This is a genomic window from Streptomyces sp. NPDC004838 (genome assembly GCF_053600955.1).
Map to the genome: position 1 here is coordinate 100,541 of NZ_JBSGAW010000029.1, position 15,699 is coordinate 116,239.

Annotated in this window: 12 protein-coding genes; 6 read left to right on the forward strand and 6 right to left on the reverse strand. The window is 70.1% G+C overall.

The window, feature by feature from the left end; genetic code table 11:
* Positions 1-11: 11 nt before the first annotated feature.
* Complete coding sequence (locus ACWEFL_RS28540) at positions 12-1,028, reverse strand: 3-keto-5-aminohexanoate cleavage protein (protein WP_451717702.1); 1,017 nt, start codon at positions 1,026-1,028, stop codon at positions 12-14.
* Between the two features lie 305 nt (positions 1,029-1,333).
* Between ACWEFL_RS28540 and ACWEFL_RS28545 the strand changes: the two genes are divergently transcribed.
* The gene (locus ACWEFL_RS28545; protein WP_451717704.1) at positions 1,334-1,783 is read left to right on the forward strand and encodes a MarR family transcriptional regulator; all 450 of its coding nucleotides are present in this window, start codon (positions 1,334-1,336) and stop codon (positions 1,781-1,783) included.
* Positions 1,780-3,228 carry an MFS transporter gene (locus tag ACWEFL_RS28550; RefSeq protein ID WP_451717706.1) on the forward strand — a complete coding sequence of 483 codons (1,449 nt, stop codon included), beginning with the start codon at positions 1,780-1,782 and terminating at the stop codon, positions 3,226-3,228. Before ACWEFL_RS28545 ends, ACWEFL_RS28550 begins: the two co-directional genes overlap by 4 nt.
* 125 nt (positions 3,229-3,353) lie before the next feature.
* On the opposite strand, the gene ACWEFL_RS28555 is transcribed toward ACWEFL_RS28550, so the two are convergent.
* From ACWEFL_RS28555 to ACWEFL_RS28570, 4 genes are all read right to left on the reverse strand, one after another.
* Positions 3,354-4,196, reverse strand: coding sequence for a hypothetical protein (locus ACWEFL_RS28555; protein WP_451717708.1), 843 nt, complete (start codon positions 4,194-4,196; stop codon positions 3,354-3,356).
* A 14-nt stretch (positions 4,197-4,210) separates the two neighbouring features.
* Positions 4,211-5,230: a DUF6236 family protein gene (locus ACWEFL_RS28560; RefSeq protein WP_451717710.1), complete on the reverse strand. Its 1,020-nt coding sequence runs from the start codon at positions 5,228-5,230 to the stop codon at positions 4,211-4,213.
* 290 nt (positions 5,231-5,520) lie between these two features.
* Positions 5,521-6,432: a hypothetical protein gene (locus ACWEFL_RS28565; protein WP_451717712.1), complete on the reverse strand. Its 912-nt coding sequence runs from the start codon at positions 6,430-6,432 to the stop codon at positions 5,521-5,523.
* On the reverse strand, positions 6,432-6,617 hold the full coding sequence (locus tag ACWEFL_RS28570; protein WP_451717713.1) for a hypothetical protein: 186 nt from the start codon (positions 6,615-6,617) through the stop codon (positions 6,432-6,434). Before ACWEFL_RS28570 ends, ACWEFL_RS28565 begins: the two co-directional genes overlap by 1 nt.
* Positions 6,618-7,096: 479 nt before the next feature.
* On the opposite strand from ACWEFL_RS28570, the gene ACWEFL_RS28575 reads away from it, so the two are divergent.
* Together ACWEFL_RS28575 and ACWEFL_RS28580 are read left to right on the forward strand one after the other, a co-directional pair.
* A complete protein-coding gene (locus tag ACWEFL_RS28575; protein WP_451717736.1) occupies positions 7,097-7,348 on the forward strand; it encodes a DUF6400 family protein in 252 nt (83 codons plus the stop codon).
* Entirely contained in the window at positions 7,332-7,577 is a 246-nt protein-coding gene (locus ACWEFL_RS28580) for a hypothetical protein (protein ID WP_451717715.1), read from the forward strand. Before ACWEFL_RS28575 ends, ACWEFL_RS28580 begins: the two co-directional genes overlap by 17 nt.
* 108 nt (positions 7,578-7,685) lie before the next feature.
* Here ACWEFL_RS28580 and ACWEFL_RS28585 read toward each other — a convergent pair whose 3' ends face one another.
* The gene (locus ACWEFL_RS28585; RefSeq protein ID WP_451717717.1) at positions 7,686-10,976 is read right to left on the reverse strand and encodes an NACHT domain-containing protein; all 3,291 of its coding nucleotides are present in this window, start codon (positions 10,974-10,976) and stop codon (positions 7,686-7,688) included.
* A 574-nt stretch (positions 10,977-11,550) separates the two neighbouring features.
* Between ACWEFL_RS28585 and ACWEFL_RS28590 the strand changes: the two genes are divergently transcribed.
* Both ACWEFL_RS28590 and ACWEFL_RS28595 read left to right on the forward strand, forming a co-directional pair.
* Positions 11,551-12,618, forward strand: a complete 1,068-nt coding sequence (locus ACWEFL_RS28590) for a hypothetical protein (protein WP_451717719.1) — start codon at positions 11,551-11,553, stop codon at positions 12,616-12,618.
* A 531-nt stretch (positions 12,619-13,149) separates the two neighbouring features.
* Positions 13,150-15,540: an ATP-binding cassette domain-containing protein gene (locus ACWEFL_RS28595; RefSeq protein ID WP_451717722.1), complete on the forward strand. Its 2,391-nt coding sequence runs from the start codon at positions 13,150-13,152 to the stop codon at positions 15,538-15,540.
* The last annotated feature ends 159 nt before the right edge of the window (positions 15,541-15,699 follow it).

Below are 15,699 nucleotides of genomic sequence, written 5' to 3' on the forward strand. Positions count from 1 at the left end.
GTGGCCGCTCATCACAGGCGGTGCCCGGCGGCGGCGACCGGATCGGTGGAGCGGGGCTTCATCCCGATCAGCTCGCGGAACTCGGCCGCCGTCGCCAGACGTCGGCCGAGCGTCTCGGCGGTGGCCTTGACCCGCTCCACCATCTCCGCGCTGCTGCTCAGCAACTCGTCGCGGTGCGGGTAGCGGTACACGGTGTCCTCGGTGCCGACGCGCACATGGAGCCCGAGGAGCATCGCGGTGGTCGCGAGGTAGTGGCCGGCCCGCCCGGCGGCGCAGACCTGGATGAAGGCGTTCGGGTCGATCTCGCGGATGCGGTCCACGATCTGGACGAGTTCGGAGACCATCGCCCTGGGGTGGGCCAGATAGGTCGCGAGGCGGTGACTGGAGGCGGTGTAGGGGTAGCCGATCAGAATGATCCAGCAGGTCGGGTCGGGCAGGACGCCCTTGGCGAGGACGAGCCGGTGTGCCAGTTCGACCTCGGCCGCCGAATGGATCGAGAAGAACACCCGGCCGCCGTGATCGGTGACGACGTGGGAGACGGCCTCGGTCCACTCCTCCGGATGGCTGGGCGCCATGGGGGCGGTCTCGGCCAGGCCCGAGGAGATGGGGAAGACGTTCTCCGCGAAGTTCCGGCCGCGCAGGATGTTGGCGTCCCGTACCCAGTCGTGGCGGGTCCGGGCGTCGATCGACGAAATGATCTCCGAATAGGTCTCCGGGACGGAGAGCCCCGACTTCTCGATGGCGTCGATACCGCCGAAGTCGACGTGGATGCCGCAGGCGCCCGCGTCGATCGACTCGACGGCGGCGTCCACGAACCCTCCGAGGTCCGCGGTGTAGTCCGGAACGTCCTCGTCGGCCTCGCGCCCGGTCCGTCCCGACACCGCGGCGGTCACCACCACCAGCTCCGGGATGTCCCAGCGCGGCTGGACGCCGGGCGGTGGTGGGGCGTCCATCTCCCGGACACCGCGCGCCTTGTGCAGTTCCAGGCGGCTCGGTAGGTCCCCCCAGTCCGTGCTCAGGTCCAGCATGCGGAACTCCTTCCGACTGCGTGCCCGGCGCCGCTCCGGGCGGACCAGGGCACTTCCACTGCCCGTTACAACTACTCGACAGATATACTCAAAATGTTAATTGAGTGTCAACCCCCCGGAACGGACCCGCTCCGGCCCGCCCGTTCCACCGCTTCCGGACCCCGCCCCGGAGCGCGTGCGCGCTACCGCGCCATGGCCCTGGCGGCACGACCCCGTAACGCGCCCCTGGCGGCGCGGCCCCCACGGCACAGCGAGTTCTTCAGCCCAGACTGGACAGTTTGGACTGAAGAATTTACGGTGAGGGCATGGCAGCAACCACAGGGGTCGTATCGGCGTCCGCAGTCCGCGCCGCGCGGGACGTTCAGGTGCTGTTCAGCCGACTGCGCCGACGGCTCAGGGAGCTGTACGACACCCGCGAACTCACCCCCACGCAGATCGCCGTGCTCAGCAGGCTGGGCAAGGAAGGCCCGGCGTCCACCAGCGATCTGGCGTCCGCCGAGCGGGTCCGCCCCCAGTCGATGGCGGCCACCGTCGCCGCGCTGGACGAACGCGGCCTCATCCGGCGCCGCCCCGACCCGGACGACGGCCGCCGGCTGCTGGTCTCCCTGACCGGCGCGGGCCGCGAGTTCTTCGACGACAAGCAGCGCGCGGGCGAGGAGTGGCTGGCCCGCGCCCTTCAGGACCGCTTCACCGAGGCCGAGCGCCGGACCGTCATCGAGGCGATGGCCCTGCTGGAACGGCTCACCCCGCCGTGAGGTCGAAACCGGCCGGCTCCGCCCGTGCTCCGCACCCCGCCCCGGCCGGCCCGAAGGAGAGCTTCGACCGCAGGCTGATCGCCCCGCTGATCCTGGGTTCGGTGCTGAACCCGGTCAACACCACCATCATCGCGGTATCGCTGGTGCCCATCGGCGAGGCGTTCCGCGCCCAGCCTTCCCAGACCGCCTGGCTGGTGACCGGGCTCTATCTGGCCACGGCCGTCGGACAGCCCGTCGTCGGACGCCTGGTCGACCTCCACGGCCCTCGCCGCCTCTTCCTCGCCGGCGCGGGCCTGGTCGGCATCGCCGGTCTCCTCGGCGTCCTCGCCCCGAATCTGGAGCTGCTGATCCTCGCCCGGGTCCTGCTGGGCCTCGGCACCTGCGCGGGCTACCCCTCGGCGATGCACCTCATCGGCAGCGAGGCCCGGCGCACCGGCCACGACAGCCCGGCCTCGGTCCTGACCGCGCTCGCCGTCGCCAACCACACCATGGCCGTCATCGGCCCCACGCTCGGCGGACTGCTGATCGGCCTGGGCGGCTGGCGCGCCACCTTCGCGATCAACATCCCGCTCTCCGCGGCCTGTCTGGTCCTCGGTGCACTGCGCCTCCCCAGGACCTCCCCGCCCCGGCCCGCCCCCGGCGAACGCGTCCACGGTGTGCGACCCGCCGCACGGCTGGACCTGCCGGGCATGGCGCTCTTCGCCACGACGCTCGTCTGTCTGCTGCTGTTCCTGATGAGTCCGCGGGCGGCCCACGCGTACCTGCTCGTCCTCACCGCCGCGGCGGCGACGGGACTGGCGGTCCGGGAGCTGCGCACCGCGCACCCCTTCATCGATCTGCGGCTGCTCGGCGGCAACGCCCCGCTGCTGGCCAGCTACCTCCGCAATCTGCTGGCCATGATCGTGGGCTACGGATTCCTCTACGGTTACGCGCAATGGCTGGGCGAGGGGCATGGACTGCCCGCGCCGGTGGTCGGACTCGTCCTGCTCCCCCTCTTCCTGACCGCCCTCGTCGTATCCGCCCTCACCGGACGCCGCGGCGGCGTCCGCGGAAGGCTGCTCGCGGGCGCCGTCGCCCAGATCGTCGCCTGCGCCATGCTGCTGCTGGTCCACTCGGGCAGCGCGATCTGGCTGCTCCTCGCCGTCGCCCTGGTGATGGGAGCACCCCAGGGTCTCAACGCCCTCGCCATACAGAACGCCGTCTACCACCAGGCCGACTCCGAGCGCATGGCCTCATCGGCCGGGCTGCTCCGCACGTTCACCTGTCTCGGTGCGATGATCGCGTCCGCCGCCACCGCGGCCTTCTTCCGCCACGGCGCGGACACCGGCGGCCTGCGGCTGCTGGCCCTGTTCATGCTCGCCGTCGCGGTCCTCTTCCTCGCGGTGACCCTGCTGGACCGCTCACTGCGCCGCGTCGGCGCGCCGAAGGGCGCACCGACGACGTAGCGCGGTCCCGTATCAGGCGGATGCGCCCGGCTCCTGGCGGGGAGGCGACGGTCCGGGGGCTGCGTGGCGGTGGTGTGCGGGCCGGGTGGCGCGGGTGGTGGCGTGCGAAGCACCGGCCGGGACGGTCAGTCCGGCGGGGGCTGCGGCGAGCGGCGGGCCCACCCGAACACGCGCCCGACCGGGCCGGTCGCCGGGTCCGGTGGCTCCGGCGCGGTTCGCTCGGCCTGCAGGCGAAGCTGGTCGGCGTCGTCCGAGGCGGTGGCCGTGCGGTGCGTCTCGGCGAACCTGCTGATCAGATCGAGGAGTTCGTCACGGGCGGCCAGTCCCTGCGCTCCGGGGCCGGACAGGGCCTCGCGCAGTGCCGTGTGCAGGGCGTCACGTACGAGGGGCCAGGGGCCGCTGACCGGGTAGGCGCGGTTCAGGCTCGCGTGGAGGTCTTCGAGCACCTGATCCCGGCCTTCGTCGGACCGCTCGCGCCGACGTGCGGTCCGATCCAGGGCAAACCGCAGCGCGTCCGCGGCCTCGGCCGACAACAGCACGATCGTGGGATTCATCTCGTCGAGCTGGACCTTCAGCGCAGTGATCTCGTCTTCGTGCCAGCGCCAGCCGTCCCCCAGCTCGTCGAGAGCCCGCCGGAAGTCTCCCACCCGGTTGAGCGGCAGCGGCACGGCCACCACCAGATCCTCATCGCGCTCCCATACGCCGTGGCTGAGACCGAAGTCCCTTCTCCAGCCGACCACGTCGAACTCCACGCCGTCTCGCGGGATCGCGGATGGAGGCGGTCCTTGACGAGCGTATCCGTACCTGGCCAGGCTCTGGTCGATTTCCTCCCAGGTCAGCACCGGGAGCGCGGACCGGTTGGCGAGGAAGCAGTGGCTGGTCCATTCCTCGCCCTCCGTGGAGATACCGATGGTCCGGGCTTCGGCCTGCAAACGTGCCCGGCCAAAGTGCCGCTCCAGCAGCGTCATCGTGCCTCTTTCCGTCAGGACAGTGCGGTGTGCACCCGATGGAGATAGCTGAAGTCGTGATTCTGCGGGGCCTTGCGAAGTGGGCGGATCTCCCGCGTGGCCACGTTCAGGGCATAGCCGCCGATCGTGCCGAGAAGCCAGCCGGCGTCCGGGAGCAGCAGGGCTCCGCCCGCCGACGCGGCGAGCGCGACCGACACGGTGATCGAGCGGTGTGCCCAGGCCATGCGGCTGCTGCGACTGGCGGCGCGATAGTCCTCCAGGGCCTGGGAGAGTTCCACCCGGAGCTGGGCGAACGCGTCCGCGGGGTGTTCGTAGTCGCGGCGCAGCTCGCCGAACAGACGGTGCAGGGCGCGCATGAGGCGTACGCGCTCGTCGGTGTACTTGTCCCGGAAGGCGAGGACCTCGGTGGTCGGCGTGTTCGGCGCGGGCACCGGCAGCAGTCGGCCGAGTTCCATCTCCCATCCCAGGAAGCCCGTCGGGGTGGCGGAACGCAGGCTGTCGCGGTACGCCGACTCGCTGTCGGTGTAGGGGAAGAGTACGATGTCGGGGTTCACGGCGAGCTCACGCGCGAGGACCCCGACGATGAGCGTCTGAACCTCTTGAGAGACGCCCAAGGTCATCAGTCCGAGGTTCCGGGCCCGATGGCGTACCGCGAGTCCCAGGTCCACCAGCATTCTCTCCAGCCACCAGGTGGTCTTGGAGAAGAGGAGGACGGCTTCGGGGGGATCGCCGGGTCTCGGCGGGTTCGGCCGCTGCGCGATGCGCCGCAGCTGTTCGACCAGAACGGTCGATGACTGTCCCGAGGGGGAGATCGTGCGGCCGTACTCGTCGAGCACGGCCAGGGACCCTTCGGCGAAGGCGAGCGGCCGGTACAGTTCGCGCTCCTCCAAGCGCTTCAGCTCCTCGCCCACCACCGCTTCGTACACTCGGGGGTCGCGGGGTACGACCGACGCCAGGCCGTCCCAGTACAGCAGCGCCTGGTGGACGACCTCCGTGGGCGGATTCACCGCCGGGTAGTACAGCAGCACGCCCATCAAAGTCCCCCGGCACGTCGACGTCAGCGGGGCCAACGATAGCGAAACGTACCGGCGTTGGCGTTCTGAACCCCTGTGAGGCCGGGTGCCGACGCCGTCCGGGTCCCAGTCCCGCCTTGTTCCACCGGGCAGGGGTCGTACGAGCGGTCGGCGGGTCCGACGACCGAGTCCCGCCGGGGGGCGCGGCCCCCGGCGGTTCATGGATCCCGTGACACAGCGCGCGGATCACGTCGGACGCGGGCGGGCCGTGTGGTGCGGCTCGGCCGTTGCCCGCGGCCCGCGGCTCCGGCTCACCCGCCGCCGTCGCCCCCGTCTCCCCCGCCGTCACCGGAGCCGGAGAAGTCCCAGACCCCCGAGAAGTCCGCGGCGTCCAGCAGAGTGTCGGTGACCTCCACCGTCACCCGGTCGTAGAAGCCGTCCACCAGGTCGCCGAACTGTTCCGAGCGGGCCGCGCCCCGGATCGCGCCCGCGAGGACCTGCCCGGTGGCGCGTGCGACCGGGCCGCCGCCCTTGCCGCCGGGGCCCCCTCCCGCGGTGGCGTTCTTGAACAGCTGAGCCAGGGCGGGCCGCCAGCTCTCGTACACCGAGGGCACCATCAGGGCCATCGCACCCATGCTGCGGGTGAACTCCAGGGCGCGGCCCGGATCGCTCCGTACCCACTGGGGGAACTGGTCGCGCGCCCGCTCGACGTCCGCGGCGGCCTGCCGTACCGCCGACTCCGAGCGGTCGGTCTGGCGGCTCGCCAGGCCCGACCAGCTGTCGCTGGTGATCTGCAGATACCCGCGGGCGGCCATCGAACGGATCAGGTCCCGGTCGAAGTCACCGCCCGCGGCGAAGTGGCCGCGTGCCTCACCCCGGCCGTACAGCTGGTTGCTCACCGGTGAGGACGCGTGCTGTCGCAGGCCGGACAGGACCCGCCCCTTGGCACTGTCCATGAAGTCGGTGAGGCGGACGTCCGAACGGGGTCCCTGGACGAAGCCGCGGGAGACGAAGGGCTCCAGCGGGCCGAAGAAGACGTACTTCTTCTCCATCGTGGTACGGCTCACCGGTTTGATCACACCGAGGACCTGGAGTTCGAGAAGCCCCCAGTGGTGACAGGCGCCCCAACTCCTCAGCGTGGAGTTCGTCTTGAGGAAGTTGCACAGCATCCAGGTCTCGGGGAGGTTCATCCGCCAGGCGGGACCGGTCCAATCGGCCGCCATCAGCCGCCCTCCCCGTGGCCGCTCTCCGCGTCCGTGTCCGCATCCGCGTCCGGACCGGTCGCGTCCGGGTTCATGCCGTTCTCGCCGGCCACATAGTCGCTCGTGAACAGATACCCCGTGTAGTCGGCGCTCTGAATGACGTCGTCGGGCTCGTAGGCGCCATCGCCATACGTGGGATCGCCCATCGCTCCGCTCCCCCCGGCCGGGACGATCCCGGCCTCAACGGCGCACACTGTACTGACGCAATCGGCACCCAACTAGACTTATATGATGATGTATTGCACATCGGGGTGGCGGTGCCGGCGAACCGGTCCGGCACCCTGCCGGGAGACTCCGGACCACCCCCCGCTCACGCCTCCCGGACGGGTTCACGGTTCGCGGCTGCCCGGTCCGGGGGCCGAGGCGCGCTCCGGCGTCGGGACTCGGTCCATACCGCACGGCAGGCCGTGAAGTACGTCACAGCACGAGGGGCGGGCGACGCCTACCGCTGGGGGCCTCGTCACGGCAACGGCCCGCCCCTGCCGGTCGATCCGAGGACCCTTCACCGATGGGCCGTACAGAGCGTCGCCCCGGACCGCTCCAGGGCGACTTAGGCCACCCTTCCCTGCCGCTGCGGGTACTGGTAATGATGGCGGTGTTCCCTCAGCACATCGGAAGTCTCGCCATGAACCAGGACAATGCCACCGGCCTGATCCCTTTCACGATCGACCTGACCTTCGAGGAAGCCCGACGACGGGCCGAGGTCGTGGCCGCGCTCGGGCCCGACTGGGACCCGGCCGCCGTCCTCCGGGGCGAGGACGAAGCGTACGGCCTGCTCTACTCGGGCCTGGACGCCGAGCAGCAGCGCACCTACGACCTGCTGGTGGCGGCCGGTGTCCTGCCTGGGGAGGGGCCGGGTCGTGCGGCTGCCCATTGATCCGCAGGCGGACCCCGCCCGGCGCGCCTGGACGGCCTGCCCCGTCTGCGATGACGCCCGCCACTGCGAGACCTGCGCCGACCGCCGTAACTGCGGCGAGCACTGGCGCTATCTGATCTCCAACAAGGGGCCGGTCGTCCACCTTCAGTGCCCTCGATGCACGCACATGTGGTCACTCGACACCCGGCCCGGCGCCACCCGCCCCGGCGGCAGCACTTCCTGCTCCTGACGCATCGGGCCACCCCGTCGGCCCCCGCCGTCCCGCCGTCGGCGATCATTCGGCCTCACTACGGGAGGAACGAAGGCGGGAAGAGGCAAGCCCGGCCCGGATTCCCGGTCATGTCGTGGATGTGTCCCACAGCCGTACCGTGTGGTCGTCGCCGGCGCTGGCGAGCAGCCGGCCGGATGGGCTGAACGCCAGCGCGTTGATGCCCTCGGTGTGACCGGTGAACGTGTGGAATGTCCGGCGGGTCGTGGTGTTCCACAACCGGACGGCGGTGCTGTCGTCGCCACCCGCCAAGGCCAGGGTCCAACCGTTCGGGCTGAACGCCAATTGATGGACGGGGACGGGTGGGAGCGTGGCCCATGTGCCGGTATCGGTGGCCCGCAGCGCGAGGAGGCCATCAGGAGCGAGGGCGAGAAGGCCGCCGTTCGGGTTGAAGGCCGTGAGGCCCTTGTTGAATGGGCTGTAGCCCCAGGAAGCGTCTCCGGCGGGTGGGTCCGGCAGGCTGAGTCTACGCATTTCCTTGCCGTCCCATATCCGGGTGTACTCGCTGCCGCCGATGACAAGGCTGTGGTCGTCGGCGGGGCTGAAAGCCATACCTCTGATCTCGTTCCCGTACTCTTCAGCGTCTTCGGCGACCGCGGGTAAGACCTTGTGGGTGTCCGCTTCCCACTGCCACAGCGTGATCATTCCCGTGGCTGCCGCGCCCGCACTGTCCGGTTCAGTGCTCTCCGCCCAACCGCTGTGCCCGATTGCGAGAGTGTGGCCCCTCGGGTGGAAGGCCAGCGCCACGACGCCTCCCAGTTCCGGAGTTTTCGAGAATGACTTGACAAGACGCTCGGCAAAGACGTCCCACAGTTCCACGGTGCCGTCCCTGGTGCCGATGGCGAGAATGCGGTCGCCGCCATGGAAAGCCAGCGTGTTGTACGCGAACTCGTCGGCGGGGACCGATGACGGTCTGATGGTGCCGATCGCCCGGCGGGAGTGCGTGTCCCACAGCCGCACGGTGGCGTCCCGACCGGCGCTGGCGAGCAGGAGGCCGCGGTGCTGGAAGGCCAGGTCCATTACGGGGGTGGTGTGGTCGCTCAAGGCGGCCCGGGCGGTGTTCCTGGGCAGTGACTTGGCGACCACTGCGACCACCGTGAGGGAAGCGGCCGCCCCCGCGGACAAGACCAGGCGCCGAGAGGCGGGAGAGCGCCCGAAACCCGGCGTGACACGGTCTCCTGACGGCGGGGGAGCTGAGGGTTTGGCGGCGAGTGCCTCCTGGAGGCGGATATGCCGGAACTGGTACACCCCACCCGACTGGCGCAGGAGTTCCCGTTCCCGGGCGTCGGCCAGGAATCGCATCAGCCGCCACGGCAGGCGGCCTCGGACCGCCAGGATCAGCCGGAGCACGACGAATCGGGGCCAGGCCCGGGTGAGCAGCACGAGAAGGGAGAAGACCAGGGCGGGGAGGAGGACTGCCAGCCCGAGCAGGGACACGATGTTGTGGTTGAAGACGCCGAAGAAGCTGTCCCAGTGGTGCTCCGCGAGAACGGGCAGATCGAATCTCCCGGGCCAGCCGGGCCAGCCGGTGAGGGCCTGGCCGATGAGGCTTCCCGTGAAGGACGCGATCGTCCAGCTCGCGAGTCCGGTGAGGCCGACGGTCACGCCCCCTGCCAGTGCTCCGAAGAGGGAGGATCGGCGGTCCTGGGCGAGGGAGCGCAGGGGGCTGGTCTGGACGGCGCCCGTCGGAGGGGCGTCGAGCAAGCTGTGGGCCGACTGGGCGAGTCCGACCACCACCGCTACCGCGGTGAACAGCGCGAGCGCCTGGCAGTACAGCACGATGAACTGGAAGGACCACGGCACTATCACGGGTATCGTGACGATGCCGATCAGCATCGGCGCCCCGCAGATCAGGGTCAGGCCCACCCCGGTTCTGAACCCCCTCCGCAGTCTGGGCGCGGAGCCGTGCCTCGACAGGGAGAGGCGTCCGGGCGGCCGGCCCACCGAGGCGTACCAGACGATCAGGACCAGGATCGCTACGCCGACGCCCGCGAAGGCGGTGGACATCAGCATGCCCGGCAGTTCGGAACTCTCCCGCAAGTAGGGATCGGCGAGTGCGAGCGACACCGAGAGCGCGATCATCAGGACCACTCCCAGACTGAGAGCGAACCCCGGTGCGGCCCATGAGGGCATCAGCCGCTGGCTCATCCGCCACCACGCCAGGTCGCGTTCCCGGTGGTCGTGTAGGTATCGAGCCAGGAAGGCGAGCCAGTGCCGCGCACGCGCCGCGTCCCACCGTCCTCCACCCGTCCGCGTCGGGTCGGACGCGTATGCGGCGTCGACCAACTGGTTGATGAGATGGTCCTCCACCGCGTGCCGACAGTCGAACACCGTGGTGTCGAGGAGTTCCGCGGGGTCACCGCCGTGCTGGTAGACCAGTCTGGCCGAGGAGACCATCAGCGGTGTGGACAGCGCTGCGGCGACCGGGCCGTCGGGTGCCGCCCGGATGTGTTCCAGGGCAGGCTCCCAGGTGACGCCGTCGGGCCAGTCGAGGTCCCGCAGGTAGGCGATGAGGTCTTCGGCGGGCACCGGGGAGACCTCGACCACCGGTGCCCGGCGCAGACGTGGGGCTCCGCCGCGGATCAGGTCCTCGAACTCCGCGGCCCGGCAGGTGACCACGATCGGGCGCTCCTGGCCGATGGCCTCGTTGATGGCCCGCACGGCGGGCCGGCGCGCCGATTCGGGGATCTCGTCGAGGCCGTCCAGGATGGGCAGCAGCAGCCCTTGCGCCAGCAGCCGTTGGGGGATCTCGGGTCGGCCGCTGTACTGCGTGGCCGCCACCGTCCGCACGATCCAGCGGTCGAGGGGCTCTCTGACCGGATCCCAGGAGGAGACGGGCAGCATCACCGGGACGGGGCCACCGGCCTCACGTGTGGTGAGCAGGCCCAGGGTGAGCAGCAGGGCGAGGACCGTCTTGCCCGCTCCCGGCTCGCCCAGGACCACCAGCCGCCCGGTCGGGAGTCGCCCGTAACTGTTGGCCAGACGGAGGATGACGTCCTCGAACCTGCCGTCGAGCCGTCCGTCCAGGCGGACACCCACGACCCGGCCCGGTGCCCCCGGGGCGACGGAGGCCGGGCTCGCGGCGACATTGCGGGCCGTCGCCGCCCACGCCAGCGGCAGCACCCGCGGGTCACGCAGCCGACGGGCCCTCGCCTCCTCCGTCAACTGCTCCGTCAGAATCCCGGCGAGGTCGTCCGCCAGCGCGGCCGGATCCGGCCGGGGAACGTCCTGTCGGAGGAAGTCGGCCATGGCCAACACCAACGACATCAGGCCCAGGAACAGGCCCGCCACACTGGCACGTACGTCGTTCGCGCCCGCGTCACCGGTCACCATCCACACGGCCAGGCCGACGAACACCACTGCAGCGCCGATGAGTAAGAGATTGCGGATCGTCCGACGCCGCGACCTCAGAGAAGAGTCCCCTGTCACACCATCACGGTAACGAGATACGCCCCGCGCAACGCCGGTTCGTGACAACCGTACTGAATCTCCTTCTCCGCGGTGGAGGGAGCGGCGGGGCCGACGCGGTGCTCGTCCCAACGGCGCGCCTGCTCCCGTGTGCCGCAGCGCCCGGACTCGGGTGCCGCGGCAGCGCCGGGCGGGATGCCGACCCTGCGTCGACGGGTGCGCATCGCGCCGTCGGCGGACTGACTTTCCCCACGTGTGGCGGTCTCCGAGGGCCTGGGGTGGGGTGGGGTGGGGTGGGGAACAACAGTGCGGCACACGCACTCCGCCGTGCCGCCGACCCCGGCCGACGGGGTCCGCGGGTCGCCCCGTGCCGCCGCCTCGCGACAATCCCGCAACAACTCCGAGGAGTCGGCGGACGGGGCGAGCCAAGCGCCCCTATTGTGCGCCCGTGAGTCAATTCAATGAAATTATCAACGCAATTACCGACTTACTTGGGCAGAGTGGCGTTCACGTCAGCACCGACACCGTGCGCATCATCCTCCTCGCCTTCGCCGCCGTCATCGCGATCCAGTTGGCCATCAGCGCTGTGCGTACCGTCACCCGAACCGGACGCGCCGTGGTCGCGTTCTCCCGGACACAGATCGAGAACAAGTTCTGGCGCGACTCGGGGAAACTCGCCACCTTCGTCTCGTTCGCCCTGCTGGCCATCGCGTACGGCCTGTACGGGCAGGACCAGTCCAAACCTCTGCCCGATGCGCTGAAGTCGCTGGGGAAGGAGTGGTTGACCCAGGTCATTCCGCTGGCGATCGTGACGCAGATGGTCCTGCTCTGCGGGTTCTGGATCATGTTCGGCCTGCTCGCCAGGGTGCCCGCCCGTACATTGCTGGAACCGTTCCAGATCCTCCTCGGCTTCGTCGTGGGGATGGCGCTGGCCGTCGCCGTCTCGGTGGGCGTCCTGCGGCTCACCGATGGCAACGCCGAGAACGCTCTGCTGTTCGCCGGTGTGACGATGATGGCGACGTGCGGCTACATCATGGTGATGGTGAAAGTGTCGGCGAATCAGCCCACCTTTCGGCAGTCGGCGGTGCTGCCGCTGGTACTGGCGTTCTCCGGCCTGGCGCTGCTGTTCACCCTGCTCGGTTCCGTGCTCACGGCCGTCTATCTGGCCACCACCGGGACACCGTCGGTCCAGGGCCTGCTGGGCGTCGGCTTCACCGTCCTGTCGGTGGTCGTGATCCTCTCCTGCTATGGATTCCGCGGGTATCTGGACAACACGACGGTCCCGCCCGCGGTGCCGTATCTCATCGACTTCAGCCTGGCCGTGTCGGCGTGCGCGATCGCCCTCGCGCGATCGACGGAGGCGCAAGTGACGCTGGGCGGGCTGCCGCCCTGGGTGGTCGTGGTCGGCCCGCCGCTGATCATCGCAGCGGTGATACTCCTGGTGAATCTCCGGCAGCATCTGCCCTCGACCGCCAACTGGCAGATATGCCTGGCGGCCGCGTTCGTCGTCGGTCTGCTGGCGGGACCGGCCCAGCAGTTGCTCGCCGCCCAGCTGCTTCCCGTGGTGCAGCTGCTCCCGCTGCCTCAGCTGTAGACCGGCACCGGGATCACCCTGCGACAGGACGGTGTCTCCATCGCCGCCCAGGTCTGTCTGACCGACGGCTTCTCACGCGGCCGCCCGGCGAAGAATCCGTCGCGTGGAAGCGCTCACCTGACGTCTCGGCGGTCGCCCATGCGCGCACGGGGGCGGACCGAAGCTCGGGCACGAGTCCGTCGGCGGTGTCCACGCATGCGCACACCTGTTCCCGACCCACCGAAACCGCCGGGGCGCTCGGCGCGGCGGCGACGGAGCGCTCGGCGCGGCCGGAGGCTCCGCGCGGCCGGGGCCGGAGGCGGCCCGGCCCCGGCCCGAAGCGCAGTGGATGCCCTGAATCCCGCGCCGAGCGCGACCCGGAACGGGCATCGCCTCCCCCGGCCGGTACCGCTGATCGGGTAGACAGGGAACCGTTGCCGCGACCGCGCCGATAATGAGGAAACCGAATATATCGCTCGAAACCGGTCATACGAGAGCCGGGCGACGCCGACAGCGACCGCGAACGCGGCCTGCCCGACAGATGGAGACACGATGAGCATGGCCCCGAAGGCGGACACACAGTCGCCCGTTCCGCACGCTGCCGACAGCCACGATCTGATCCGTGTGCACGGCGCGAGCGAGAACAACCTCAAGGACGTCAGCATCGAGATCCCGAAGCGCCGGCTGACGGTTTTCACCGGCGTCTCCGGCTCGGGCAAGAGTTCGCTGGTGTTCGACACGATCGCCGCGGAGTCGCAGCGGCTGATCAACGAAACCTACAGCGCCTTCGTGCAGGGCTTCATGCCGACACTGGCGCGGCCCGAGGTCGACGTCCTCGAAGGGCTGACGACCGTGATCATCGTCGACCAGCAGCGGATGGGCTCCGACCCCCGCTCCACGGTCGGCACCGCCACCGACGCCAACGCGATGCTGCGCATCCTCTTCAGCCGGCTCGGACAGCCGCACATCGGCTCGCCCGGCGCGTACGCCTTCAACGTCGCCTCGGTCAGGGCGAGCGGCGCGATCACCGTCGAGCGCGGCGCCGGGAAGACGGTGAAGCAGACCTTCACCCGTACCGGTGGGATGTGTCCGGGCTGCGAAGGCCGGGGCACGGTCTCCGACATCGACCTCACCCAGCTCTACGACGACTCCAAGTCGATCGCCGAGGGCGCGTTCACCATCCCCGGCTGGAAGTCGGACAGCTGGTGGACCGTGCGGACCTACGCCGAGTCCGGCTTCCTCGATCCGGACAAGCCGATCCGCGAGTTCACCGAGCAGGAGATGCGGGATTTCCTCCACCGGGAGCCGACCAAAGTGAAGGTCGAGGGCGTCAACCTCACCTACGAGGGACTGATCCCCAAGATCCAGAAGTCGTTCCTGTCCAAGGACAAGGAGGCGATGCAGCCGCACATCCGGGCGTTCGTGGAGCGGGCGGTCACGTTCACCGCGTGCCCCGAGTGCGACGGCACGCGGCTCAACGAGGCGGCCCGGTCGTCGAAGATCATGGGGATCAGCATCGCCGACGCCTGCGCGATGCAGATCAGCGACCTGGCCGAATGGGTCGGCGGCGTCGACGAGCCGTCCGTCGCGCCGCTGCTCGCCGCGCTGCGGCACACACTCGACTCGTTCGTGGAGATCGGCCTCGGCTACCTCTCGCTGGAGCGGCCGTCGGGCACGCTGTCGGGCGGTGAGGCACAGCGCGTCAAGATGATCCGCCATCTGGGCTCCTCGCTCACCGATGTCACCTACGTCTTCGACGAGCCCACCATCGGTCTGCACCCCCATGACATCCAGCGGATGAACGGCCTGCTGCTGCGGCTGCGGGACAAGGGCAACACGGTGCTCGTGGTGGAGCACAAGCCGGAGACGATCGCGATCGCCGACCACGTCGTCGACCTCGGTCCGGGCGCCGGTACAGCGGGCGGCGCCGTCTGCTTCGAGGGCACCGTAGAGGGGCTACGTGCCGGCGGCACCGTCACCGGCCGTCATTTCGACGACCGGGCCGCCCTCAAGAAGACGGTGCGCAAGCCCACGGGCACGCTGGAGATCCGCGGCGCGACGACGCACAACCTGCGCGATGTCGACGTCGACATCCCGCTGGGAGTACTGACCGTCGTCACCGGCGTCGCCGGGTCCGGCAAGAGCTCGCTCGTGCACGGATCGATCCCCGCGGGCGGGGATGTGGTGTCGATCGACCAGAGCCCCATCCGCGGATCCCGGCGGAGCAACCCGGCGACGTACACCGGACTGCTCGACCCGATCCGCAAGGCGTTCGCGAAGGCCAACGGCGTGAAGCCGGCGCTGTTCAGCGCCAACTCCGAGGGCGCCTGCCCCGCCTGCAACGGCGCCGGCGTCATCTACACCGACCTCGCGATGATGGCCGGGGTCGCCATCCCCTGCGAGGAGTGCGAGGGGAAGCGGTTCCAGGCATCGGTACTCGACCACCGCCTCGGCGGGCTCGACATCAGCGAGGTGCTCGCGATGCCGGTGACCGAGGCGGAGGAGTTCTTCGCCGCCGGGGAGGCACGTACACCGGCCGCGCACCGCATCCTCGGCCGGCTCGCCGACGTCGGCCTCGGGTACCTCACCCTCGGCCAGCCGCTGCCCACACTCTCCGGCGGCGAGCGGCAGCGGCTCAAGCTGGCCTCCCGTATGGCCACCGACGGCGGCGTGTACATCCTCGACGAGCCGACCACCGGTCTCCACCTCGCCGACGTCGGGCAACTGCTCGGCCTGCTCGACCGGCTCGTCGACTCCGGCACGTCGGTCATCGTCGTCGAGCACCACCAGGCGGTGATGGCTCACGCCGACTGGATCATCGACCTCGGCCCCGGAGCCGGCCACGACGGCGGCCGGGTCGTCTTCGAGGGCACACCCGCCGACCTCGCCGCCGCCCGCTCCACCCTGACCGGCGAGCACCTCGCGGCCTACGTAACCAACTGACCGAGGCGCTCGCGGCCTCCCGGAGACGCGTTCTCCGATCCGATCGGCCGTGTCCCTGCCGGGCACCGGCAGGCCGCGCGGGACCCCAGAGCGGCCTGGTCGAGGTACTCCACGAACGAGATTCCGACACCGTCCACGTATCACGGCTCAGGAGCCTTC

What these genes read in the sequence shown, in the direction of transcription:
- ACWEFL_RS28540 (WP_451717702.1), bottom strand. Translation starts at nt 1,028, where the DNA reads ATGCTGGACCTGAGCACGGACTGGGGGGACCTACCGAGCCGCCTGGAA.
- ACWEFL_RS28545 (WP_451717704.1), top strand. Translation starts at nt 1,334, where the DNA reads ATGGCAGCAACCACAGGGGTCGTATCGGCGTCCGCAGTCCGCGCCGCG.
- ACWEFL_RS28555 (WP_451717708.1), bottom strand. Translation starts at nt 4,196, where the DNA reads ATGACGCTGCTGGAGCGGCACTTTGGCCGGGCACGTTTGCAGGCCGAA.
- ACWEFL_RS28560 (WP_451717710.1), bottom strand. Translation starts at nt 5,230, where the DNA reads ATGGGCGTGCTGCTGTACTACCCGGCGGTGAATCCGCCCACGGAGGTC.
- ACWEFL_RS28565 (WP_451717712.1), bottom strand. Translation starts at nt 6,432, where the DNA reads ATGGCGGCCGATTGGACCGGTCCCGCCTGGCGGATGAACCTCCCCGAG.
- ACWEFL_RS28570 (WP_451717713.1), bottom strand. Translation starts at nt 6,617, where the DNA reads ATGGGCGATCCCACGTATGGCGATGGCGCCTACGAGCCCGACGACGTC.
- ACWEFL_RS28575 (WP_451717736.1), top strand. Translation starts at nt 7,097, where the DNA reads ATGAACCAGGACAATGCCACCGGCCTGATCCCTTTCACGATCGACCTG.
- ACWEFL_RS28595 (WP_451717722.1), top strand. Translation starts at nt 13,150, where the DNA reads ATGAGCATGGCCCCGAAGGCGGACACACAGTCGCCCGTTCCGCACGCT.